Below are 22820 nucleotides of genomic sequence, written 5' to 3' on the forward strand. Positions count from 1 at the left end.
GCGCTGATGTTTCAGGCGGGCGGCGGCGCCATGGCGTGCGCCAGCTGTTCGCGCGTGGGCAGGCCTTCGCAGTCTCCACGGAACTGCACCTGGCGCGCGCCGATGGCGTTGCCGCGTGCGGCCGCATCGCGTAGCGGCAGGCCGTCGAGCAGGGCGCTGATGACGCCTACAGCGAAGCCGTCGCCGGCGCCCACCGTATCGACCACCTTGGCCACCGGCTGGCCGGGTACCGTGCCGCGATTGTCGCCATCGGCGTAATACGCGCCGTCCGGTCCCAGTTTGACCACCACCTGGCGGGCGCCGCGTTCCAGGTAAAAATCGGCGATGCCGGCAGCGTCATTGCGGCCCGTCAGCAGGCGGCCCTCGGACAGTCCCGGCATCACCACGTCGGCCAGGCTCGCGAGATCGTTGATGGTTGCGATCATCGCGGCTTCGGAAGGCCACAGGCGCGGCCGCAGGTTGGGGTCGAACGTCAACAGGCGGCCGGCCGCGCGGGCCTGGCGCGCCATGGCGAACACCAGTTCGCGGCAGCCGTCCGACAGCGCCGCCGAGATGCCGGTCAGGTGCAGCAGGCGCGCCTGCTGCCACGGATCGGGGTCGCGCAGATCGGCTGACGAGAGCCGGCTGGCCGCCGAGCCGCGCCGGAAGTACTCTACCAGCGGGTCGCTGCCATCATCGGTCATGGCCTTGAGCATGAAGCCGGTGGGGTGCGCCGCATCGATGCGCACGTGGCTGCGGTCGATGCCTTCGGCATCCATGAAGGCGAGCAGGTTGGCGCCCAGGCTGTCGTCGCCCAGCGCGGACAGGTAGCCCACCCGGAATCCGAGCCGCGACAGGCCCACCGATACATTGAGTTCGGCGCCAGCGGTGGCGCGTTCGAAGTCGCGCACTTCTGCCAGCGGCTTCGCTTCGCGGGCGATGAACAAGGCCATCGCTTCGCCTACGGTCACAACATCGGGTGTGCGTTTATCCATTGACAGGCCTCATGGTGGTGATGATCGACGTTTCACGCGCGGCCGGCATCGAAATGCGCAGCACCGAGCCGCGCTCCTCGCGTGGGCCCTTGTCCACGTTGCCCGGCGGGCCGGCCGCCGTCACCACGCCTTTTTCGATCACTGCCGTGGCGCCGGCGGTCTTGATATCCACCTGCAGCGCGGCCGGCTTGCCGGCCACCACGTAGCGCTGCTGGCCGCCGGCGGCAATCGCCGTATCGCCGTGTACTTGCGCCGTCAGCACGACGGGGCGCGATGCGCGCAGGCGGTCGGTCGTGGTCCAGGCGCCGCCTTCGTACGTAAAGCGGCGTTCCAGCTTGTCCACGCCCAGCTCCTGCCGGAACGCGCCGGTGAGGTCGGCCACGATTTCGGCGCGGTCGGCGGCCAGGTTGACGGTGGTGAGGCGAATGCTGTCGAGCCGCGCATATGGGTAGTCGGCAAAGGCGTCGTGGCCGTGGCCCTCGTTGGCCTGGCCGTGGCCGTCGATCAGCACCGTGTTACTGAGGTTGCTGCGCGGGATGCCGGCATAGCCCATCGGCCCCGATAGATACGTGCCGTTGGCGTACAGGATAAAACTGCCCGCGTCCGGGTGCGAGTGGCCCATCGACAGGTGCCAGTCGGGCAGCTTGTCGAACAGCGTGGCGGCATGGTGGCCTTCGGGCGGGCCGGCGCGGAAGGCGAACGCGGTGGCCCGGTCGGTCCAGTCGCTGCGCCAGTACACGGTGCCCAGGTCGTCGAAGTGGTGATGCGGCGCCAGCGCGGTGATTGGCGCGGCCTTGATCGAAGCATCGCGCCATTGCAGGGTCCAGAAGTCTTCCGCGCATACGTGGCCGAGGGACTTCATCCAGTCCGCCACGCCCTGCGCCTCCGCACTCTTGAAGCGCGTGGCCAGGCGGTAGATCAGGTTGTAATTGGAATGCAGCTTGCCCTTCGGGTGGGTACGCGCCGCCTCATCGCCGTGGCGCGAGCGCGTGAGCGGGCCCTCGAAGGCGTCGCCAAAGTCGAAGATGTCCTGGCCGTTGGGCGTGAGCGAATGGGCCATGTACAAGTGGGCCTTGCGCAGCGCCGGGTGGTCGTACAGGTCGTCGCCGGCCGCGTGGGCAAAGGCGTCGAGCGCATGGATAATCCACGGCATCGAGAACACCCAGTATTCCACGCCCTCGTAAAAATAGCCGTCGGGCGAGGCCACGTCCAGCACGCGCGAGAAGATCGCCCGCGACTGTGCGGCCCAGGCGGCAGCCTCCGGCACCTCGTCCCAGATCGCGTACGCAGCGATGGCCAGTCCGGCGATCGGGATGAAGCAGTGGTTCTGGCTATACGAGAAGGTCTTGCCCGGCTTGGGCGCGAAGTGCGCAGCCAGCAGGCGCGCCTGGTGCGCCAGCTTGTCGCGGTAGCGTTTGCGCTCGTCCTCGGTCAGCACGTCGAACAGCAGGTCGTAGCCCATGCCCAAGCCGTAGAGCAGGTGGCCGGCGGCCAGGTCCACGTTCGGTTTGCTGAATGTGTAGCCCCACACCGGATAGCTGACTGCTGCTTCCATGTACTTGCGGGCGGCGGCCAGGTAACGCTCGTCGCCCTCGATACGGTACGCCATGGCGGCGCCGGCGATGCCGATGGCCACCGTGTTCTGGGCGCGGCGCTTTTGCGCGGGCGAGGGCGCCGGGTCCTGCTTCATGGCCACCAGGCCGGCCAGCGCCTGCTGCCACTCGGCCTTGTGGGTGGTGGCAGCCCGTTGTTTGAGGTCGGCCAGGCCGGCGCTGGTGATGAAGACGCGCGGATGCACGCCGCGCAGTTCGGCGCGCAGCGGCGCCGGGTGGGCCTGCATCAGTGCCTGCAGCGGGTGCGGGCCGCCCTTGGCCTTGCCCTGCTTGGGGCCAAGCGCTTCGCGCGAGTCCTGCGCCAGCAGGCTGCCTGACGAAAAAACGGGCAAAGCCAGGGCTGCGGCGCCCAGGAAACGGCGTCGTGTGATCGATGGATTCATGGGGATTCCCGGATTAATAGAGGGCGAGGCCGCCGTTGACCTGGATGATTTCACCGGCAAGGAAGGCGGCGCGGTCCGACGCCAGGAACACCACCACGTTGGCCACGTCGGCCGGTTGTCCTTCGCGCTTGGCCGGGGTGCGGTCGGCAATGGCCGCGCGGTTGGCAGGCGTGTTGAAGGTGTCGTGGAAGCGGGTGGCGATCAGGCCCGGCGCCACGCCGTTGACGCGGATGCCCAGTGGGCCGACTTCCTTTGCCAGCGCGCGGGTAAACGTTGCCACGGCAGCCTTGGACGACGCGTAGTGCGCCGAACCGGGGCCGCCACCGTCGAAGGCGGCCAGCGACGACATGGTGACGATGGTGCCGCCTTTGCGCGGTTCCATGCGCTTGAGCGCGGCCTGGCAGATCAAAAAAGTGCTGGTGAGGTTGAGGTTCATCGACTCGTTCCACAGCGACAGCGGCATGTCCACCACGCGGCAGCGCTGGATCAGGCCACCGATGTTGGCAAACAGGGTGTCGATCTCGCCGATCGCACTTTCCGCCTGGGCAAACACCTGCTCGGCCACGTCGGCGTCGGCGACGTCGGCACGGATGGCGTGGGCCTGGCGGCCCAGAGAGCGGATTTGCGTGACCACCTGTTCGGCTTCTTCGGCGCTGCTCCAGTAGGTGAGCACCACGTCGGCGCCGGCCGCTGCCAGGGCCAGCGACGTGGCCTTGCCGATGCCCGAGGCGCCGCCCATGACGAGGGCTTTTTTGCCTTGCAGTTCAGTGTTTTGTTTGGTTTCCATGCTTGTCTCCGTATTTGTTGGTGGTTCAGGATTGCGGGGGTGTGGCGGTGGATGACCGTACGATCAGCTCCGGCGCGAACAGCGCGCCGTCGGCCGGTTCGTCTGGCGTCAGGATGCGTTGCAGCGCGGCGTCGGCCATCGCCTGGATCGGCTGGCGCAGTGTGGTCAGTGGCGGGTCGTGCGCGGCGCAGAAGAAAATATCGTCGATGCCGATCAGCGAGATATCGGCCGGAATGCGCCGTCCCAGCTGTTTCAGGCCCACGCCCACGCCGATCGCCATCATGTCGTTGATCGCTATCGCCGCCGTGGGGTGCGCCGACGACGTGACGATGCGCGCGGCGGCGCTGCGCCCCAGTTCGAACAGGCGGGTGTCGCCGTGCAGGTCGGTGGGGCCGTCGGTGGCGTCGGCGATGATCAGCTCTCCCTTGACACCTGCAGCGGCGGCAGCCTGCTTGAAGCCGCGTATGCGTTCCTGGCGATTCAGGGTGTACGGCGGCGGCGTCACCAGCGCCACGGCGCGGTGGCCCAGCATGGCCAGGTGCTCCACCGCCAGCGTGGTGGCGGCGGCGTTGTCCATCGAGACGGTGGCGATACGCTGGTGCGATTCGTCGCCGCGCTTGATGTCGAACGCCACCACCGGGCAGCGCGACGTCACTGCTGCCAGGTGCTCGGTATCGCTCAGGGCCGAGCCGGTGATGATGCCCTTGACGCCATACGCCAGCAGGTCGGCCATCACGGCGCGTTCGCGCTCGGGATCGCGGAAGGTACTGAAGGTCATCACGTGGCAGTGGTGGCGAGCGGCCGCCGCCTCCACCGCGCATGCCAGCGCGCCGAAAAACTGGTTGGCCAGCGACGGCACCAGCAGGCCGACCATCGACGCCACGCCGGTTTTGAGCTGGCGGGCGGCGTTGTTGGGCCGGTAGCCCAGCTGCTCGATGGCCTGCTGGATCTTCGCTTGCGTATCCGGCCGCATCTGGCCCATGCGGTTGTTGAGGAAATTCGAGATGCTCGACGGGGAAACCCCCGCCAGGCGTGCCACATCCTGAATTTTAGGTTCGCTCATGGTGTCCTTGATTCTGGTAAGCGGCCGGTCAGAAATTGACGTCCAGCCGGGCGGTGTAATAGCGGAATGCGTCGCGCGCAGGTTGCCAGCCATACGAGCGAATGTCGGGGCCCGACGTCTGCTTGAAGTTCAGGAAGGTGCCGCCGTTGCCCACCGAGTAGTGGTGGTCGAACAGGTTTTTTACACCGACCGACAGCTTGTATTTTCCACCGCGGCCGGCGATCGAGGCGCCCAGGTCAACGATAGCATGGCCCGGCCGTTTCAGGCTCGGGTCCTGGCTGATCGCGCCCTGCACCCTGGACTGCGCGCGCACGTTGGCGTTGATCGCGGTCTTGAAGCTTTTGATAGGCAGCGTGTATTCGCCGCCCACGTTGGTTTTCCACTTGGGCGAGTTGGGCATCAGGCCACCGCTGGCGTCGCGCAGGAACGCGCCCGGCACCAGTTCATTCGGCACGGTGCAGTCCTTGGCGCCGCTGTAGCACGGCCCCTGGCGCCAGTTCACCACCGTGGCACGGGTGAAGGCCAGGTTGGCCGACAGCAGGAATTCGCGCGTGATCAGCGCGGTGGCATCGGCCTCGAAACCCTGGGTCTGGATCTTCGGGATGCTGTACAACACGCTGGCCTGGCTGCCGTCCGAGAAGCGCTCGGTGGCCGACGTTTGATAGTCGCGGAAGCGGGTCTTGAACACGGCCAGGTTGAGCGTGGCGCGGTTGTTCCACAGGTTGGCCTTGAAGCCGGCTTCGTAGCTGGTGGCTTCCTCGGGCGCCAGCGGCAGGCGCTTGAACACGTTGACGTTGTTGGCGCCGCTGGTCATGTCGTACGCCACGCCCTTGGTGCCGGTCGACGCGGTGCCGTACACCATGGTGTTGGGCGTGAGCTTGTAGCCGTAACCGAGCTTGCCGGTCACGTAGTTCTCGTGGTGCTTGGGCGCGTTGTAGTAGTTCTCGCCCGTGTGCACATTGTTCGGTGCCGACGACAGCAGGCTGTCGATGGTGTGGAACATGTAGTCGTTCGACTCGCGCGTCAGTCGCACGCCGCCGGTGAGCGTGTGTTTAGGGATGAAGTCCCAGCTGCCGTTGAAGTACAGCGCGCGGTTGAGCACCGACGACGACGTCTCGTAGTTGGTCCAGCTGGTCTCCTTGACGAACGGATTGCCGCGCCGGTAGGTACGGTCGATGCTGGTGCGGGCGATCCACAGGCCGGCCAGGTAGCGGAAATTGCCGCTGTCCGGCGACGTCAGGCGGAATTCCTGGCTCGTCATCTTGGTGTCCATGGTGCCGTTGATCTCGGGCGACTCGTTGATGCCCGACGGTTTGCCGAAGTGGTCGAGCTGGTAGAACGTGGACACCAGGTCGATATTGTCGTTGTCGCGGAAGTCGTTGGACTTGTTGTTGTCCACCGACGTGATCGACGTCAGCGCGTGGCCGGCCATCGGTGAACTGTCGGGGAACAGGTAGTTCACGCGCACGCCGATGCCGCGATCGGTCGCTTCCAGCCCGGTGGGCGAGTCGTTGCGGATGGTGGTGTTGAACTGCGAGACGTTAATCCCGCGCAGCACCTCGGTGTTCGACAGCGCCTTGTAGTTCTTGTTGTACAGGTAGCCCACGCCCGGCCCGATCGAGTTGATGGCGGCGGTGTTCCCGGTGCGCAGCGCGTGGTCGTAGCGCGGCGCGAGCTGCACGTCGAGGTCCGGCGTGACCTGCCACTGCACCTTGGCGAAGAAGGTTTTGCCGCCGGAGCCGTTCTGCATGCTGTCGGTAGTGAGGTTGTAGAGCAGGCCAGGGAAATTGGTCTTGCTGGCGAATACTCGCACACCGACGGTGTCGGACATGCGTCCGCTCACGGACGTCTGCACGCGGTACTCGTCGTCGCTGCTGCGAAACAGCGACAGCTTGCCCTTCATCGGCCCCGCGCCGATCGGCTTGGTCGTGATCACCACCGCGCCGGCAATCGCGCTCTTGCCGAACATGGTGCTTTGCGGACCCTTGAGCACTTCCACCCGCGCGACGTCGGACTGGTCGCGGAACGCCTGCTGCGCCTGGGCGTACGGCATATCATCGACGATCACGGCCACGTCGCCTTCGATGCCGATATTGTTGGACGTGGTGCCGATGCCGCGCATATTGATGCTGTTGGTGCCCACCTGGGTGCCGGTGGAAATGGTCAGGGCAGGGGACAGGTTGACGATGTCGTCGAATTCGCGCACGTTGTTGCGCTCCAGCGTTTCGCCGGTCAGCACCGAGATCGATTGTGGCACGTCTTCGAGCTTTTCGATGCGGCGGTTGGCCGAGACGATTACCTGTTCCAGTTGCGGCGCGCCGGTCTGGGCGGCTTCCTGGGCCTGGGTCATCGACGACATCTGCAGCAGCGCCAGGGCTGCAGCCATGGGCTTCATGTTGGGATAGCGCGGCAGCGGGCTGCCGGAATGCGTTGTGACCATCGGTTGCCTCCGTTGTGGTTTTTATAGTGGCTATCTACTGCATCGATACACTAATCAAGCGATTTGTCCGGTCTGGGCCTTACTAAATCGATTTAGTGCAACGATTTAGTAAGGATATAGGAATCGATTTCGATGTCAACATTTATTTGCGGGCGTGAGAATTGCGCTACATTGGTGCAAATGCACCGTCACGGTGCGTGAGGTTTCTAAAACCGCTATGAATAATCTTGGCAGGCTGGCACGCGGCTTGCATACGACACGACATTATTTGTAAACGATTGCGCCATGCCAGATTGCACCTCACCGAGCGACCATACTGCCCGCCAAGCCGCCGCCTGGCAGGCCGGTCTCACGCTCGGTTTCGCGGACGACGGCGGCACCACGCGCCTGTTCAACAACCGCCACCACGGCCCGCTGCGCGTGCAAAAGGCGCTGTACCCGGAAGATGAAAAAGTCTGCCACGCCATCGTGGTCCATCCGCCCGGCGGCGTGGTGGGCGGCGACCAGCTGGCCATCGACATCGGCGTGGGCGACCGCGCCCATGCCTGCATTACCACGCCCGGCGCGGCCAAGTGGTACCAGGCCAACGGCAAGCGCTCGCGCCAGACCGTGCACCTGCATGTGAACGAATACGCTGCGCTGGAATGGCTGCCGCAGGAGACGATTTTCTTCGACACGGCCGACGTCATCCTCGACCAGCACGTGGAGCTGGCGCTTGGGGCCACCTATATCGGCTGCGAAATCCTGTGCATGGGCAGGCGCGGCTCGGGCGAAGTGTTCAACACCGGCACCGTCACCCAGCGCAGCACCATCCGGCGCGAGGGCAAGCTGCTGTGGTGGGAGCAGGGCGCCATGCTGGGCGGGCGCCTCGACAGCCCGCTGGCGCTGGGCGGGCGCACCGTGTGCGCCACCCTGATCGCGGCGGGCAAGGCGCTGCCGGCGGCGCAGATGAACCAGCTGCTGGCCGATATCCGCGCCGACGTCGCTGCGGACGGTGCGGCCGTTAGTGCTGCCAACGGTGCGGCCAACGGCTCGACTGGCGCGGCGGTCAACGGTGGGCACGTGTTCGGCGTTACCCATACCAGGGGCGTGCTCGTGGCGCGCCACCTGGGCGACGACAGCGAGACCGCGCGCCGCCTGATGCTGGCGGTATGGCGCCGCGTGCGCCCGCACTTGCTGGAGCGCGAAGCGGTCACACCGCGCATCTGGCAAACCTGAACCGCCGACGAACAGAATACGAATATGACTGGAAGCACATGGAACTGACACCGAGAGAAAAAGACAAACTGCTGATCTTCACCGCCGGCATCGTGGCCGAGCGCCGTCTCGCGCGCGGACTGAAACTCAATTATCCGGAAGCGGTGGCGCTGATCACGTGCGCCATCATGGAAGGCGCGCGTGACGGCAAAACCGTGGCGCAGCTGATGTCCGAGGGACAGACCATCCTGTCGCGCAAGGATGTCATGGACGGCATCCCCGAGATGATCCCGGACATCCAGGTCGAAGCCACTTTCCCCGACGGCAGCAAGCTTGTCACCGTCCACAATCCCATACCCTGAACGAGGAGATCGCAATGATTCCCGGTGAATATCGACTCAAGGAAGGCGAGATAGGTCTCAACGAAGGCCGCGAGACCGCCACGGTGGTGGTGACCAACCAGGGCGACCGCCCGGTGCAGATCGGCTCGCACTTCCACTTTTTTGAAGTGAACACGGAGCTCAAGTTCGAGCGCTGGAAGGCTTACGGCAAGCGCCTCAACATCGCTGCCGGCACTGCGGTCCGGTTCGAGCCGGGCCAGCAGCGCACGGTGGAACTGGTCACGCTGTCGGGCGACATGGAAGTCCATGGCTTCAGCGGCAAAGTCATGGGCAAGCTGGACCCGAATCCCCCCAAAGAATAAAAACTCAGCTAAAGGCAGACATGGCTACAATCTCGCGCCGCGCTTATTCGGAGATGTTCGGTCCCACACTTGGTGACCGCATCCGTTTGGCCGACACCGAACTGTTTATCGAAATCGAACATGATTACGCCATCTATGGCGAAGAAGTGAAATTTGGCGGCGGCAAGGTGATCCGCGACGGCATGGGCCAGTCGCAGCGCTGCCGCACCGACCCGCTGGTGATGGATACCGTGATCACCAACGCCGTCATCATCGACCACTGGGGCATCGTCAAGGCCGACATCGGCCTGCGCGACGGCATGATCGCCGCCATCGGCAAGGCCGGCAACCCGGACATCCAGCCCGGCGTGACGATGATCATCGCTGCCGCCACCGAGATCATCGCCGGCGAAGGCAAGATCGTTACCGCCGGCGGGGTGGACACCCACATCCACTTCATCTGCCCGCAGCAGATCGAGGAAGCCCTGATGAGCGGCGTGACCACCATGATCGGCGGCGGCACCGGTCCCTCGGCCGGCACCTCGGCCACCACCTGTACTCCTGGCCCGTGGCATTTGCACTCGATGCTGCAGGCGGCCGATGCCTTCCCGATGAACCTGGGCTTTCTCGGCAAGGGCAACGTCAGTCTGCCCGCGCCACTGGAAGAGCAGGTGCGGGCCGGCGCCATCGGCCTGAAACTGCACGAGGACTGGGGCAGTACACCCGCCGCCATCGACAACTGCCTCACTGTCGCCGACGAGATGGATGTGCAGGTAGCCATCCACAGCGACACCCTCAACGAAGGCGGCTACCTGGCCGACACCATCGCCGCGTTCAAGGACCGCACCATCCACACCTTCCACACCGAAGGAGCGGGCGGCGGCCATGCGCCGGACATCATCGCGGCGGTGGGCGAATCGAACGTCCTGCCGTCATCGACCAATCCCACCCGGCCGTTCACCGTCAACACGCTTGACGAGCACCTGGACATGCTGATGGTGTGTCACCACCTCGATCCCGCCATCGTGGAAGACGTGGCGTTTGCCGAATCGCGCATCCGCCGCGAGACCATCGCCGCCGAAGACATCCTGCACGACATCGGCGCCATCTCGATGATGTCGTCCGACTCGCAGGCCATGGGCCGCGTGGGCGAAGTGGTGCTGCGCACCTGGCAGACCGCGCACAAGATGAAGGTGCAGCGCGGCCCGCTGCCGCAGGATTCGTCGAACAACGACAACTTTCGCGTCAAGCGCTACATCGCCAAGTACACGATCAACCCGGCCATCACGCACGGCATTGCGCATGCGGTGGGCTCGGTCGAAGTGGGCAAGATCGCCGACCTGGTGCTGTGGAAGCCGGCGTTCTTCGGCGTCAAGCCGTCCACCATCATCAAGGGCGGCATGATCGCTGCCGCGCCGATGGGCGACCCGAACGCCTCGATCCCCACGCCGCAGCCGGTGCACTACCGGATGATGTTCGGCGCCTTTGGCGGCGGCCTGAAAAAGTCGTTTACGTTTGTCTCGCAGTCGGCATTCGACGATGGCATCGGCGACCGCCTCAAGCTCAATAAAACGCTGATCGTGGCGAAGAACATGCGCGCGCTGCGCAAGTCCGACATGATCCACAACGACCTGGCGCCCAAGATGGACGTCAACCCCGAAACCTACGAAGTGCGCGCCAATGGCGAGCTGCTGGTGTGCGAAGCGGCCAGCGTGCTGCCGATGGCACAGCGTTACTTCCTGTTCTAAGCAAACGACATGTTCACCTTTCATACCAAAATTTCAGCGGCCGAAGCTGGCCCCATCGCCGCGCGGCTGGTACTGCCCTACGAACTGCGCGAAAAATGCCGCCTGCGCGCTACGCTCGACAACGGCGAAGACGTCGCGGTCTTCACCACGCGCGGCACCGTGCTGCGCGACGGCGACCTGCTCACCGGCGAAGACCGGCGCGTGATCGCCGTGGTGGCGGCGGCGGAGCCCACCTACAAGGTCACCTGTGCCGATGCGCACGCGCTGCTGCGCTGCGCCTTCCACCTCGGTAACCGCCACACCCAGGCGCAGGTCGGCGACGGCTTCCTGCGCATTCGCGCCGATGCGGTATTGAAGGAAATGCTGGCGGGGCTGGGCGCGGTGGTGGTCGAGGAATCGGCCGCCTTCGAGCCGGAGTCGGGCGCGTATGGCGGCGGTCATGGCCATCACCACGACAACCATCCGCTGGCGCCGATCCCGGTGCGCCAGAAGATCCACCGCCCCGGCGACGCGGCATAAGGTTACGTATCGATGCAAGCTTCAGCGCTGCTCAACCTGCTGCAATTCGCCAGCCCTGCGCTACCGATCGGCGCTTACAGTTACTCGCAAGGCCTGGAGGCCGCGCTGGAAAACGGCACGGTCCACAACGCCCCCACCGCGCGCGCCTGGATTTTGCGCCACCTGCACGAAGTCGTGGCGCAATGGGAAGCGCCGGTCGCCTGGCGCCTGATGCAGGCGTGGACCAAGCGCGATTGGCAGGCCGTGGACGACTGGAGCGAGCGCTTCATCGCCTCGCGCGATAGTGCCGAATTCCGCGCCGAGACCATCCAGATGGGCTATTCGCTGGTCAAGCTCCTGGCCGAACTCGATATCCTCGATGCCGACGCCAAAGCCCACTTGCAGCGCGAGCCCGAAGTGGCGCTGCCCACCGCGTTTGCCTGCGCAGTGGCGGCACTGAAGATTCCGCACGATGCCGCGCTGCTGGCCATGCTGTTCGCCTGGGCCGAAAACCAGGTGCTGGTGTGTGTGAAATCCGTGCCGCTGGGGCAGGTGGCGGGGCAGCGCATGCTGCTGTCGCTGCGCGACGATATCGAGGCAGCTGCCCGTTACGCGCAAACCGTGGCTGACGACGACATGTGCAATTGGGCGCCTGGCCTGTCGTTGCTGTCGATGCAGCACGAGGTGCAGTACAGCCGGCTTTACCGATCATAATTTTACAAAAACGAGATAAACGATATGACTCAAATGACTTCCAATCCCCTGCGCGTCGGCATCGGCGGCCCGGTCGGTTCCGGCAAGACCGCCCTGTGCGAAATGCTGTGCAAGGGCATGCGCGACCACTACGACATGGCTGTCATCACCAATGACATCTACACCAAGGAAGACATGGAAATCCTGCTGCGCGCCGATGCGCTGCCGGCCGAGCGCCTGATGGGCGTGGAGACGGGGGGGTGTCCGCACACGGCAATCCGCGAAGATGCCTCGATCAATCTGGAAGCCATCGCCCGCATGCAGGCCGATTTTCCCAATCTCGACCTGATCCTGGTGGAGTCGGGCGGTGACAACCTGGCCGCTACTTTCAGCCCCGAGCTGTCCGACCTGACGATCTATGTGATCGACGTGGCCGGTGGCGAGAAGATTCCACGCAAGGGCGGTCCCGGCATCACCCGCTCCGACCTGCTGATCATCAACAAGACCGACCTGGCGCCGCACGTGGGCGCAGACCTGGACGTGATGGCGCGCGACGCCAAACAGCAGCGCGGCAGCCGGCCGTTCATCTTCACCAACCTGCGCAGCGGCGACGGCGTCACCGCTGTCATCGATTTTATTCGCGAACAGGGCCTGCTCGGCTCAACCCCGCACTTTGCCCAGGAGACCAAATGAAACGCACCGTCAAAATCCTCGTTCCAGCGCTGACGCTGGCGCTGGCCAGCACCGCCGCCGTCGCCCACCCGCAGGCGGGCGCGCACGCGCACGGCTTCCTCGACGGCTTTGCCCATCCGTTCACCGGCATCGACCATTTATTGGCGATGCTGGCGGTGGGAGTGTGGAGCGCGCGCCAGTCTAACGCGCAGTGGCTGCCGCCGACGTTCATCGGCATGGTGATGGCGGGCATGCTGGCCGGCGCGCTGGGCATGGCAATCCCTGGCCTGGAGCTGGGCATCGCGCTGACGGTGGCGGCGCTCGGTGCGCTGATCGCCTTTGCCGCGCGCTTGCCGGCAGCGGCAAGTGTGGCGATGGTGGGCGCGTTTGCGTTCTTGCACGGCAATGCGCACGGCCTGGAACTGCCGGCCGTATCGAGCGCGCTGGGTTTGCTGGTGGCCAGCGCGATGCTGGTGTATGGCGGCCGCCTGCTGGGCCGCGTGGGGCCGGCGCTGGCGGTCAAGTTTTCCGGCGCGGGGATTGCCGCGACCGGCATGGTGCTTGCTGCGGCGCTGTAAAGATTAACCGCGCGGCTCCGCGCGCCGCTCCGCCAGGATAATCGGCGCCGCATTTTCCGGATGCAGGCCCTGGTGACCCTCGAGCACTGCGCGGATCGCCGCCATGTCGGCCTCCTGGTTGCCGGTCAGGTGGATGTGATCGACCAGGCTCAGGGTTTTGCTCGGGTAGTCCATGAATACCAGCACCAGCGGCACCTTGGCTTCCATCGCCAGGTGATAAAAGCCGCTCTTCCAGTTCGGCCGGTACGCGCGCGTGCCTTCGGGCGTGATGCCCACCCAGTAGTATTCGGACGCGTTCATGCGCTCGGCCTGGGCCTTGATGGTGCCTTGCGGCGCGCCGCGTTGCACCGGCTCGCCGCCCAGCCAGCGGAACCATGGCCCCAGCGGCGACTTGAACAGCGAGTCCTTGGCCAGGAAGCGGAATGGCTGGTCCATCGCCCATTTGCCCAGCAAGCCGATCGGGAAATCCCAGTTCGACGTGTGCGGATAAATCACGCAAATGCCACGCGGGCCGGGCAGGGGCCGGAACAGCACCTTCCAGCCGAAAAAGTTCAATACCCGCAGCGCTGCGCGCTGGCGCCACCGTGGCAGCGCCGCTACCTGTAGTTCGAATTCGCTCATGTCATGCACCCTGTATTGGTTTATTTATACTCTTGACACGGCGACATCTTCCTCGTCAAAAAACTCGGCGCATTCTATATTGGGGCCGGATGGGGGGCAAGTTATTCATCCTTTCGAGGCAGGTGTTGGTGTGCCGATGCGGTAAGCTGTCAGGTTCCAGAATATCAACAAGAAGGTGAAATCATGATCAATATCGCTCGTTCTTCCCGGGTTGCCATGGCGACTGCCGTCGCCGCCGTTTTGGCTGGCGCCATGGGGCCGGTGCACGCTGCCGCGCCGTTTGCCAAATTCCAGGCCCCCGGCTTTTATCGCACCACGCTCGGCGAGTTCGAAGTGACCGTGCTCAACGACGGGACGCTCGACCTGCCGGTGAGCAAGCTGCTCAAGCAGCCGGAAGCAAAAACCAAGGCGGCGCTGGACAAATCGTTCCTCAAAGAGCCACTGCAGACCTCGGTCAACGCCTTCCTGATCAACACCGGCAGCAAGCTGGTGCTGATCGACACGGGCGCCGCCGGCCTGTTCGGCCCCACCGCCGGCCAGTTGGCCGCGAGCCTCAAGGCTTCAGGCTACACGCCGGACCAGGTCGATGAAATCTATATCACCCACATGCACAGCGACCACGTCGGTGGCCTGGCCAGCAAGGACCAGCGCGTGTTCCCGAATGCCATCGTCCGCGCCGGCAAGCAGGATGCCGACTATTACCTGAGCCAGGCCAACCTGGACCAGGCCAAGCCCGACGCGAAGGCCAATTTCGAAGGACCGATGGTGTCGCTCACGCCGTACGTAAAAGCCGGAAAATTCCAGCCGATTACCGCCAATGGCGAACTGGCGCCCGGCATCCGGTCGCAGTTCAACGGCGGCCATACGGTGGGGCATATCAGTTACGTGGTGGAGAGCAAGGGACAGAAGCTGGTGTTGCTGGGCGACCTGCTGCATGTGCAGTCGGTGCAGTTTGACGATCCGAATGTCGGCATCGCCTTCGATACCGACAGCTCGGTGGCGATCAAGGAGCGCAACGCGGCGTTCGCGGCAGCGGCCAAGGGCGGCTACCTGGTCGGCGCGGCACACCTGTCGTTCCCGGCACTGGGCCATGTCCGTGCCAACGGCAAGGCTTACCAGTTCGTGCCGGTCAGCTACACGCAGCCGCGCTAGGCGGTGACAGCGCCCCGCGCGGCTGGCGGGGCAGTGGCTTCTAGGCGGCCAGGGCTGGGTAGTCGGTATAACCTTCAGCCGACGCGCCATAGAACGTCTCCGCATTCCACTTGTTCAGCGGCGCATCGGTTTCCAGGCGGCGGGGCAGGTCAGGATTTGAAATGAAATCCTTGCCGAAGGCTACTGCGTCGGCGGTGCCGTTGTCGAGCAGTTGCTGGGCACCGGCCTTGTCCAGGCTTTCGTTGGCGATGTACACGCCGCCGAATTCTTTTTTCAGCAATGGCCCCAGGCTGTCTTCACCCACGGCTTCGCGAGCGCAGATAAAAGCGATCTTGCGCTGGGCCAGCTCGCGCGCCACGTAGCCGAAGGTGGCGGCCGGGTCGGAGTCGCCCATGTCGTGCGCATCGCGGCGTGGCGCCAGGTGCATGCCCACGCGGTTGGCGCCCCACACGGCGATGCAGGCATCGGTCACTTCGAGCATCAGGCGGGCGCGGTTTTCAATGGTGCCGCCGTAGTTGTCGGTGCGCTGGTTGGTCTTGTCTTGCAGGAACTGGTCGAGCAGGTAGCCGTTGGCGCCGTGGATTTCCACGCCGTCGAAGCCAGCCTTCTTGGCGTTTTCCGCGCCCAGTTTATAGGCTGCCACCACGCCGGCCAGCTCTTCCGTAGCGAGCGCGCGCGGCACCGGGTAAGGGCGCATCGGGCGCAGCAGGCTGACGTGGCCTTCGGCTGCGATTGCGCTGGGCGCTACCGGAGCGTCGCCGTTCAGCAGGCTCGGGTCCGAGATGCGGCCCACGTGCCACAGCTGGGCGAAGATCACGCCGCCTGCCGCGTGCACGGCAGCGGTGACCTGCTTCCAGCCTTCCACCTGCTCGTTGGACCACAGGCCCGGCGTATCGGCATAGCCGACGCCCTGCGGCGTGACCGAAGTGGCTTCCGAGAGGATCAGGCCGGCGGTGGAACGCTGCTCGTAGTACTTGGCCATCAGGGCGTTCGGCACACGGGCGCCGCCGATGGCGCGGGCGCGGGTGAGCGGGGCCATGACGATGCGGTTTTTCAGGGTCAGGTCGCCAATGGTAATCGGGTCGAAGAGGGTAGGCATATGTTTCCTTTATAGGGTCATTTGGTCGATGAAAGCCCGGATCGTGGCTTCATCGCGTTGAAAATAGTTCCACTGGCCGACGCGCTGCGACGTGATCAACCCCGCCTTGAGCAAAATTGCCAGGTGGGCCGACACCGTCGATTGCGACAGCCCCACACGCTGGTCGATCTGGCCCGCGCACACGCCATTGCTGAACGGGTGCGACTGGGTCGGAAAGTATTGCTCAGGATCCTTCAGCCACGCCAGAATCTGGCGCCGCGTGGGATTGGCCAAGGCCTTGTGGATCGCGTCGATATTCATCGTATTTCCTTCAAACATGACTTCGGGTTGGAACGACATGCATATCGTCTTTTTCCGATGCCAATATCGTGATCTTACGATATAAATCGAAAACGTGCTGGCGCCCGCGTAAAAATGCGGGTGCCAGTGAAAGAACGGAGGTTATTGCTGGGCGATGACGCCCTGGTTGCCGCCACCGGTCTGAACCAGGCTGGCGTTCAGGCGCTGGCCGTTTTGGCGGATCGTGGCCAGGTTGCTGGTTTCCGCTGCAATATTGCCGTTCTGGGTCAGGGTGGCGGTATTGAGCGTGCCGCTCTGGGTGACGTTGTAGTCGCTGCTGCGACCTTGCTGGTCGGTGCTGGCCATGTTGCCTATGCCGGACTGGAGCAGGTCGCCGCCGCTGACTGTTGCCGAGGTGCGCGTGGTGGCGCGGTTCTCGGTGCCGTTCTGGGTGATGGTGTAGTCGGTGAACAGGGATTCGCTGCTCAAGGCGGTAATCTGGTTGCGTTCGCCGTACTGGGCCATGTCGTGCTGCGTATAGTCGGCAAAGGTCTGTTCGACCACGATCTGGTTGCCTGTGCCGTTCTGGTCCATGTTGGAATCGGAAAAGCCATTGCGGCGCTGGAAGATGTTGACGGTGTTGTCGGCACCGGTCTGAAACGCGATGAAGCCGTTGGCCAGAGTATTGGCGGCGTCGCCATCGACCCGGTTGTTGGTGCCCGCTTGCCGCACCCGCGTCACCGATTCGAAAGCCGCATCCTGGCGCACCGCGGTAATGTTGGCGGCGCCCGTCTGCTCGAGGATGAACCAGGTGCGCTCGCCGCTGCGCTGGGTGCCGGTGGCGCGGTTGGCGTCGCCGGTCTGGCGGATTTCCAAGCGCAGGTTCGACGCTTCGTACTGCCGCACACCGCCGCTCTGGCTGTCCGGGTTGCCCACCAGGTTGTTGTTGCCATTCTGGACCACCGTGGCGAAAATCCCGCCCAGGTTGTCGGTTTGGGCGATATAGGCGCGGTTGCCGGCGCCGGACTGGCTGGCGCTGGCGTTGTTGTCGTCCTGGGCGGCGCACAACGAACACGTCAGCGCAGTGGCCAGCAGCGCGGCGCTGCGGGCGGTGAGGGTAGTTTTCATGGTCACTCCTTCGGTGGTGGGGCGGACTCGTGTTGAACGACGGCGCCCCGGTTGTTGCCGCCGTCCTGGATGATGGTGGCGTCCTGGAGCTTGCCGTGCCGCCCGGTGGTTGTGAGGTTGCGCGCGCCGGTCTGGGTGATGCGCAAGTCGGTGCCAAAAGCGCTGCTGTGCACGGTCGCGGCCTGATCGATGGTGCCCTGGATGCTGTCGGTGCCGGTGGCCCGCAGCAGGATGCCGCTGGCGGTGGAATGGTGTTTCATGATGGCTCCCTGTCGGCTGCCTTGAATGCGATGTTGATCGGGTACTGCGTGGCGCAGCACGGACAGGGAGCCCCTGGTGGGGACTCCCTGTGGTGACGCTGACGATCAACGTTGTACGATGGTCGCGCGGTTGTTGCTGCCGGTTTGGGCGAGCGCGGCATTGCCGTTGTTACCCAGTTGCATGATCATGGCCACGTTGGGTTGGGCGGCCGTCATCGCGGTGCCGGTTTGGGTGATGGTGGCGGTGTTCAGGTTGCCGATCTGGCGGATCTCCGATTCGTTGAAGTTCATGGTTTTGCTGACGGTCGCCACGTTGTTGTTGCCGGTCTGGGTGACGATCGAGGCGTTGCGCATGCCGCTGTTGCTGACATTGGCGCGGTTGTCCATGCCGGTCTGACGCACCGTCATGTTCTGGGTGTCGCGGGCGTTGTTCTGCACCACGTTGGCTTCGTTGCGCATGCCATTCTGGTAAATGGACGGGTTCGAATAGTAGTCGAGGACTTGCTGGATATTGGCCACGTTGGCCGTACCCTGCTGCTCGACCACCGGCGACGTGTTGCCGGCGCGTTCCTGCCGCACCGACAGCTCGTTGTTGTTGCCCACCTGGCGCGTGGTCACGGTGCCGGTCGCCACTTCGGACTGTGCGAACTCTGCGAAGTTATAGTTGCCTTCCTGGCGCGCCGAGATGTTGGAATAGCTGGCCGCTTCCTGGCGCGCTGCCACTTCGTTGTTGTTGCCGATCTGCGCGAACGCGGCGGTGCTGTTGTCCACGTCGTCCTGCACCACGCCAGCCTGGTTGTAGTTGCCGTTCTGGTTGATGGTGGCGGTGACGTTTTGCGAGTTCATTTGCATGATGCCCGCTGCGCCACCGGGCGTGCCGGCGACATTGTAGTTGCCGGTTTGCGTGATGGTGGCGACGGCGTTTTGCGCGCTGGCCATCTGCTCGATGTTGGCCAGGTTGTTGGACCCGTTCTGGGTCAGCGTGGCGCGGTTGCTCTGGGCGGTGGCCGGTTGCAGTGCGCACATCAGGCTCAGGGCGGCGGCGACGGCGCCGGAAACAATGGTGGTTCTCATGACGGTATCTCCTTGGGTTGAGTGGGTACTACTGGTACTGCCGGTACTACTGGGTAAAACTCTGTTGTTCGGTGGCCGGCGCTGCGGCTGCAGCGGGCGTTGCTGCAGGCGGGGCATACGCGGCCAGGTGCTCGCCCGCATAGCGCTGCACCACCGGGTTGGACCACTGGGCCGGGTCGGCCAGGGCCCAGTGCTGCTCGCGCACGCCCTGCACGATCAGGTGGCCCAGCGCGGCGGCAATCGCTTCGCTCACGCACAGCTGCGCCGGTTCGTTGCGCGTCATGCCGGCTTCCACTTCCACTAGGTCCTTCACGCTGACGAATTTGAAGATGCTCGGATGCAGTTCGTACGAGTAAATGGTCTTGGTGGTGGAAATGCTTTGCAGGATCTGGCCGGCGCGGATATCGACCGTGCGCAGGTTGACCGTGACCTGGTCCACCCGGTACTGCGACGACATGCCGATGCCGAGGAAGCGCGCACCCGCGCCGCCGGTGCGCACATTGCTCTCGTAAGCGACGATGCCGCCTTCGACCAGCACCGACGCGGCCAGCAGCGGCGGCATTTGCACTGGCGGCGCGTCGGCCGGTTGCGGCATTTCCAGCGCCCGCACTATCTTGCGTTCGGTGAGCAGGTTTTGCAGGTTCTCGCGCTCCACCGGCACGAACCAGCCCGAGTCCTTCAGGGCTTTCACCAGCAGCGACGAGGCGCCCTGCGTGACGGCCGTGGAAAACGAGCTGTCGGGCGACGGCTTGTACTGGCCGGTCTGGTCGCGGATGCCATACACGGCCACCGCGATCTTGCCCTTCGGTGGCGGCAGTTGCAGCAGGTCGCGGCTGGCGGCGGTGAGCGTGGTCAGCTGCGCCACCGATCCGGCTTCGTCGCGCGGCGTTGACGGCGGGTGCGAGATGGCGCAGCCGGTGCCGGCCAGCGCCACGGCCAGCAGCACGATGATTGCGCGCGGCTTCATTGCGACACCTCGAACGAGGTGGACGCGCCGGTGGTTTTATCGACGGTGGTGATGCGCAGCATGCCGCCGCCCAGGTCGGTGACGGTGATGGTGAAGTTGGACGTCTGGAAGGTGCCTGGCAGCAGTTTGCCATCGGGCCCGGTCAGCTTGGACGTGGCGGCCGACGCCAATTGGCTCAGTACCGTGCGTTCGAGCGTCTGGTTGAACTGCGTCAGCGGCGACTGGTCCAGCAGCGACGAATAGCCGAGGCCCTTGTCCACGTGCTTGTTGGTGGCGCTGGCCACGGCCAGCAGGTGCTGGCCGTTGGCGGGATAGCCGCCGAAGGACGGGTTCACGGCCTGGTACACCAGTTCGGTGGCGTTGGTGTGGAAGTGCATGGCGCCGGCAAGCAGTAGCAGCATGCCAGTGCGAAGGGAGTGCGTGAGCATCATGGTCTCCTTGTTGTGAGGTCAGAATTCATCGGGCGCCAGGTCGGCGTCGTGGAACAGCTTGCGTTCGGCATCGGTGCGCTGCACGGTGGCCCACACGTGCTGCACGGCGTTGGCGGCAAGTTCTGGCAAGGCTGCGCGGGCCGGCGGCAGGCGCAGTTGCAGCACGGTGCGCTGCGAGTAATCGATCCACACTTCGCTGCCGAAGCGCGCCGACGGCCGCTCGCGGATCGCCAGCGTGACCTGGTCGCTGCCGTCCTGGTCGCGCCAGGCCGCCAGAAAATGCTGGGAAAAATCGTGGCCGGCGGTGGTCATGGTCTGCACCGTGATCACGCCCACCGCGCGCGGCGGCTCGGCATCGGCGGCAGCGGCGCGTAGCGCACACAGCGCTGTTGCCGCAATAAAAATGACGCGTAAAAACATGTGATCCTCGCTGCGGTTGGGCCGGAAGTGGCCAAGTCGTCAGTCGAGTATAGAAGTCGCGTTCGCCTCAAATTTGACGACGATCACGCGCGGGGACGATATGATTTTGTGCGGGAAAGGAAGCGGAAAAACGTGCTTGAGCCTGTGAAATCAATTAGTGTACGGGTATCGAAATCGGCTCGGGAGAGCGTCATGTCCAACCATTATCTCGACGTTGCCATCGGCTTGTCGTTCACGTTCCTGGCGATGAGTTTGTTGTGCAGCGCTACGCGCGAAGCGATTGCCTCGCTGTTTCAAACCCGCGCCAAGGTGCTGCTCGACGGCGTGCTGACGATGTTGCACGAGTCGGCGGCCAAGCCGCGCCTGCGCGGCATCGGCCCCTCGCTTGCGCGCCTGCTGCGGCGTGACAACTGCTTCGGTCTCGACCGGCTAGGCGATGCCTCGCTGGCTGCCGACGTCATGCGCCATCCACTGATCGTCGGCATGGCGCAGCGCGGCCGCATGCCGTCTTACATCCCGGCGCCGATTTTTGCACGCGCCTTTGTGGCCACGCTGATCGCGCGCTACGGCAAGGGCCACACGGCGCAACTGCTGCTGGCCAACACCGGCAACGAGGGCCTGGCGCGCACCCTGCTGGCCATCATGGGAGAAGGTCCCGACGATGCCGCCGCGCTCGAGAATGCCGTGCGCATCTGGTACGAGACGGTAATGGAACGCATCACCGGCTGGTACAAGCGCCGCTCGCAGCTGGTGCTGTTCTGTATCGGCCTGTTTTATGCGGGGGCGATGAATATCGATGCGCTGGTGCTGAGCCAGCGCCTGTGGCAGGACGACAGCGTGGCGGCCGAACTGGCCAAAACCAGCGCCGAGACGATCGCCGCCGGCCGCGTGAAGATCGACACGAACGCCACGCCGGCGCAGGCGCTGGGCCAGGCCGTCGCCGCGCAAAAGGAAATCGACAAGGTGGCGGGCCTGCCGGTCGGCTGGCCGTCGTCGCGCTTCGAGAACCTGGACGGGCAGGGCGCTGGCGCGTGGCTGCTGGCGCTGGGGTTTGCGCTAATGGGATGGATCATCACGGCATTCGCTTCGTCGCTCGGTGCGCCGTTCTGGTTCGACGGCGTGGGCTGGCTGCTGGCGCTGCGCGGCACCGGCGTCAAGCCGCCGGTGGAATCGGTGCCGGCGACGTCGGTGACGGTGTTGCCGAGTCTGAGTGTAGCGCCGCGCCCATGATTTTGGCCAGCCAGGCATGATCGAATTCGATATCCAGTTTCGCGGAGTGGCATACCAGCGTGGCGACCAGAAATAATCCGATGCAGCCCAGCAGGAATGCATAGTTGGCCGGCTGCTCGACCACCTTGATCGTGGCAACCACGGTAAACAAGAGGATGAGCCCCATCACGAATGACATGGAGAGTGTCTCCGTGACTGTCATCCCAAACTGGCCCTTGAGCACGGTCCGGCCGTGCTCGGTTTCAAATGTGCCCGTGAAAACTGCCCGACCTGAATTGCGCGAGAATACTCGTTCGCGCGTGAGTTCCACCCGCTGCGCCGTGACCGTGCCAACCGCGCCGTGACCGGGCGTCCGATTTACCTTGTTGGACAGCAGGGCAACAGCTTCGTCGATGGAATAGGGGCTGGGGAATTGGGCTGGCGTGGTGCCGTAGAGAAGATTGTAGAACCACCGAATCATGGACATTTACGCCGCGAAATGCAAAGCCAATGCCACCACCGCCGGCAAGGTCTGGATCAACAAGATGCTGCGCTTGACGGTCAAACCGCCCCACACGCCGGCCACCGCCACGCAAGACAGGCCGAACACGGTGAACGCCGCGCCCACCACGGTATTCGGATGGGCAAAGCCGACTACCAGCGCCGCCACCAGGAAGCCGTTGTAGCAGCCCTGGTTGGACATCGCGGGGCGCACGATCTCCGCTTTTTCTGTCGATAAGCCGAACACCTTGCGGCCGCGCGTATCGAACAGCACCGTCTCCAGCAGGACAATATAGATGTGTATCAGCGCGACAAAGCCGGTGACGATCTGGGCCAGTAACTGCATGGTTG

The 22820-nt window shown here is 64.5% G+C and carries 26 protein-coding genes; 10 read left to right on the forward strand and 16 right to left on the reverse strand.

The genetic code is table 11. The annotated features are described in order from the left end of the window. Positions 1-11 precede the first annotated feature (11 nt). From F8197_RS01870 to F8197_RS01890, 5 genes are read right to left on the reverse strand one after another with little or no spacing between them, the layout of a single operon-like run. Positions 12-974 carry a sugar kinase gene (locus F8197_RS01870; RefSeq protein WP_152879554.1) on the reverse strand — a complete coding sequence of 321 codons (963 nt, stop codon included), beginning with the start codon at positions 972-974 and terminating at the stop codon, positions 12-14. After that, positions 967-2970, reverse strand: a complete 2004-nt coding sequence (locus F8197_RS01875; protein WP_152879556.1) for a DUF4962 domain-containing protein — start codon at positions 2968-2970, stop codon at positions 967-969. Before F8197_RS01875 ends, F8197_RS01870 begins: the two co-directional genes overlap by 8 nt. A 13-nt stretch (positions 2971-2983) precedes the next feature. Further along, the gene (locus F8197_RS01880; protein WP_056146086.1) at positions 2984-3757 is read right to left on the reverse strand and encodes an SDR family NAD(P)-dependent oxidoreductase; all 774 of its coding nucleotides are present in this window, start codon (positions 3755-3757) and stop codon (positions 2984-2986) included. 25 nt (positions 3758-3782) lie between these two features. Further along, positions 3783-4820 carry a LacI family DNA-binding transcriptional regulator gene (locus F8197_RS01885; RefSeq protein ID WP_193333304.1) on the reverse strand — a complete coding sequence of 346 codons (1038 nt, stop codon included), beginning with the start codon at positions 4818-4820 and terminating at the stop codon, positions 3783-3785. Positions 4821-4848: 28 nt separating this feature from the next. Next, on the reverse strand, positions 4849-7260 hold the full coding sequence (locus F8197_RS01890; RefSeq protein ID WP_152879560.1) for a TonB-dependent receptor: 2412 nt from the start codon (positions 7258-7260) through the stop codon (positions 4849-4851). A 285-nt stretch (positions 7261-7545) separates the two neighbouring features. On the opposite strand from F8197_RS01890, the gene F8197_RS01895 reads away from it, so the two are divergent. The 8 genes from F8197_RS01895 to F8197_RS01930 are packed head-to-tail and all read left to right on the forward strand — an operon-like array spanning position 7546 to position 13328. Then, positions 7546-8478, forward strand: a complete 933-nt coding sequence (locus F8197_RS01895; RefSeq protein WP_152879562.1) for an urease accessory protein UreD — start codon at positions 7546-7548, stop codon at positions 8476-8478. Positions 8479-8516: 38 nt separating this feature from the next. After that, a complete protein-coding gene (locus F8197_RS01900; protein WP_019919889.1) occupies positions 8517-8819 on the forward strand; it encodes an urease subunit gamma in 303 nt (100 codons plus the stop codon). Between the two features lie 14 nt (positions 8820-8833). Continuing rightward, positions 8834-9160 (forward strand): urease subunit beta, encoded by a 327-nt coding sequence (locus tag F8197_RS01905; RefSeq protein WP_152879564.1) that lies wholly within the window; start codon positions 8834-8836, stop codon positions 9158-9160. Between the two features lie 20 nt (positions 9161-9180). After that, positions 9181-10887 (forward strand): urease subunit alpha, encoded by a 1707-nt coding sequence (ureC, locus tag F8197_RS01910; protein ID WP_152879566.1) that lies wholly within the window; start codon positions 9181-9183, stop codon positions 10885-10887. Between the two features lie 9 nt (positions 10888-10896). Next, complete coding sequence (ureE, locus tag F8197_RS01915; RefSeq protein ID WP_152879568.1) at positions 10897-11406, forward strand: urease accessory protein UreE; 510 nt, start codon at positions 10897-10899, stop codon at positions 11404-11406. A gap of 12 nt (positions 11407-11418) precedes the next feature. Then, the gene (locus tag F8197_RS01920; RefSeq protein WP_152879570.1) at positions 11419-12099 is read left to right on the forward strand and encodes an urease accessory protein UreF; all 681 of its coding nucleotides are present in this window, start codon (positions 11419-11421) and stop codon (positions 12097-12099) included. A 24-nt stretch (positions 12100-12123) separates the two neighbouring features. Beyond that, a complete protein-coding gene (ureG, locus tag F8197_RS01925) occupies positions 12124-12771 on the forward strand; it encodes an urease accessory protein UreG (protein ID WP_056146067.1) in 648 nt (215 codons plus the stop codon). Next, the gene (locus F8197_RS01930; protein WP_152879572.1) at positions 12768-13328 is read left to right on the forward strand and encodes a HupE/UreJ family protein; all 561 of its coding nucleotides are present in this window, start codon (positions 12768-12770) and stop codon (positions 13326-13328) included. Before ureG ends, F8197_RS01930 begins: the two co-directional genes overlap by 4 nt. A gap of 3 nt (positions 13329-13331) precedes the next feature. Here the strand turns inward: F8197_RS01930 and F8197_RS01935 are convergent, their stop codons facing one another. Further along, positions 13332-13949 (reverse strand): 1-acyl-sn-glycerol-3-phosphate acyltransferase, encoded by a 618-nt coding sequence (locus F8197_RS01935; protein WP_152879573.1) that lies wholly within the window; start codon positions 13947-13949, stop codon positions 13332-13334. Positions 13950-14132: 183 nt separating this feature from the next. Here F8197_RS01935 and F8197_RS01940 point away from each other — a divergent pair, with 183 nt between their 5' ends. After that, positions 14133-15101, forward strand: coding sequence for an MBL fold metallo-hydrolase (locus F8197_RS01940; protein WP_373996756.1), 969 nt, complete (start codon positions 14133-14135; stop codon positions 15099-15101). Between the two features lie 40 nt (positions 15102-15141). On the opposite strand, the gene F8197_RS01945 is transcribed toward F8197_RS01940, so the two are convergent. The 8 genes from F8197_RS01945 to F8197_RS01980 form a co-directional block, all read right to left on the reverse strand. Further along, positions 15142-16200: an alkene reductase gene (locus F8197_RS01945; protein WP_152879575.1), complete on the reverse strand. Its 1059-nt coding sequence runs from the start codon at positions 16198-16200 to the stop codon at positions 15142-15144. A gap of 9 nt (positions 16201-16209) precedes the next feature. Further along, positions 16210-16500: a helix-turn-helix transcriptional regulator gene (locus tag F8197_RS01950; RefSeq protein WP_056146052.1), complete on the reverse strand. Its 291-nt coding sequence runs from the start codon at positions 16498-16500 to the stop codon at positions 16210-16212. Between the two features lie 141 nt (positions 16501-16641). Then, positions 16642-17607 carry a hypothetical protein gene (locus F8197_RS01955; RefSeq protein ID WP_152879577.1) on the reverse strand — a complete coding sequence of 322 codons (966 nt, stop codon included), beginning with the start codon at positions 17605-17607 and terminating at the stop codon, positions 16642-16644. A gap of 2 nt (positions 17608-17609) precedes the next feature. After that, positions 17610-17867, reverse strand: coding sequence for a hypothetical protein (locus tag F8197_RS01960; protein ID WP_152879579.1), 258 nt, complete (start codon positions 17865-17867; stop codon positions 17610-17612). A 105-nt stretch (positions 17868-17972) separates the two neighbouring features. Continuing rightward, entirely contained in the window at positions 17973-18941 is a 969-nt protein-coding gene (locus tag F8197_RS01965; protein WP_152879580.1) for a hypothetical protein, read from the reverse strand. 46 nt (positions 18942-18987) lie between these two features. Next, complete coding sequence (locus tag F8197_RS01970) at positions 18988-19908, reverse strand: CsgG/HfaB family protein (protein ID WP_152879582.1); 921 nt, start codon at positions 19906-19908, stop codon at positions 18988-18990. Continuing rightward, positions 19905-20336: a curli assembly protein CsgF gene (locus F8197_RS01975; RefSeq protein WP_227012016.1), complete on the reverse strand. Its 432-nt coding sequence runs from the start codon at positions 20334-20336 to the stop codon at positions 19905-19907. The genes F8197_RS01970 and F8197_RS01975 overlap by 4 nt, the downstream gene beginning before the upstream one ends. A 21-nt stretch (positions 20337-20357) precedes the next feature. Continuing rightward, positions 20358-20759 (reverse strand): CsgE family curli-type amyloid fiber assembly protein, encoded by a 402-nt coding sequence (locus tag F8197_RS01980; RefSeq protein ID WP_056146033.1) that lies wholly within the window; start codon positions 20757-20759, stop codon positions 20358-20360. A gap of 192 nt (positions 20760-20951) precedes the next feature. Between F8197_RS01980 and F8197_RS01985 the strand changes: the two genes are divergently transcribed. Next, positions 20952-21989 carry a hypothetical protein gene (locus tag F8197_RS01985; RefSeq protein ID WP_152879584.1) on the forward strand — a complete coding sequence of 346 codons (1038 nt, stop codon included), beginning with the start codon at positions 20952-20954 and terminating at the stop codon, positions 21987-21989. Here F8197_RS01985 and F8197_RS01990 read toward each other — a convergent pair. Beyond that, on the reverse strand, positions 21913-22455 hold the full coding sequence (locus F8197_RS01990; RefSeq protein ID WP_152879586.1) for a hypothetical protein: 543 nt from the start codon (positions 22453-22455) through the stop codon (positions 21913-21915). The two genes, F8197_RS01985 and F8197_RS01990, sit on opposite strands and share 77 nt — an antisense overlap. Continuing rightward, entirely contained in the window at positions 22456-22815 is a 360-nt protein-coding gene (locus F8197_RS01995) for a DUF1304 domain-containing protein (RefSeq protein WP_152879588.1), read from the reverse strand. Positions 22816-22820 lie beyond the last annotated feature (5 nt).

The sequence above is a fragment of the Duganella sp. FT27W genome (assembly GCF_009295655.1).
Lineage (GTDB): Bacteria > Pseudomonadota > Gammaproteobacteria > Burkholderiales > Burkholderiaceae_D > Rugamonas > Rugamonas zoogloeoides.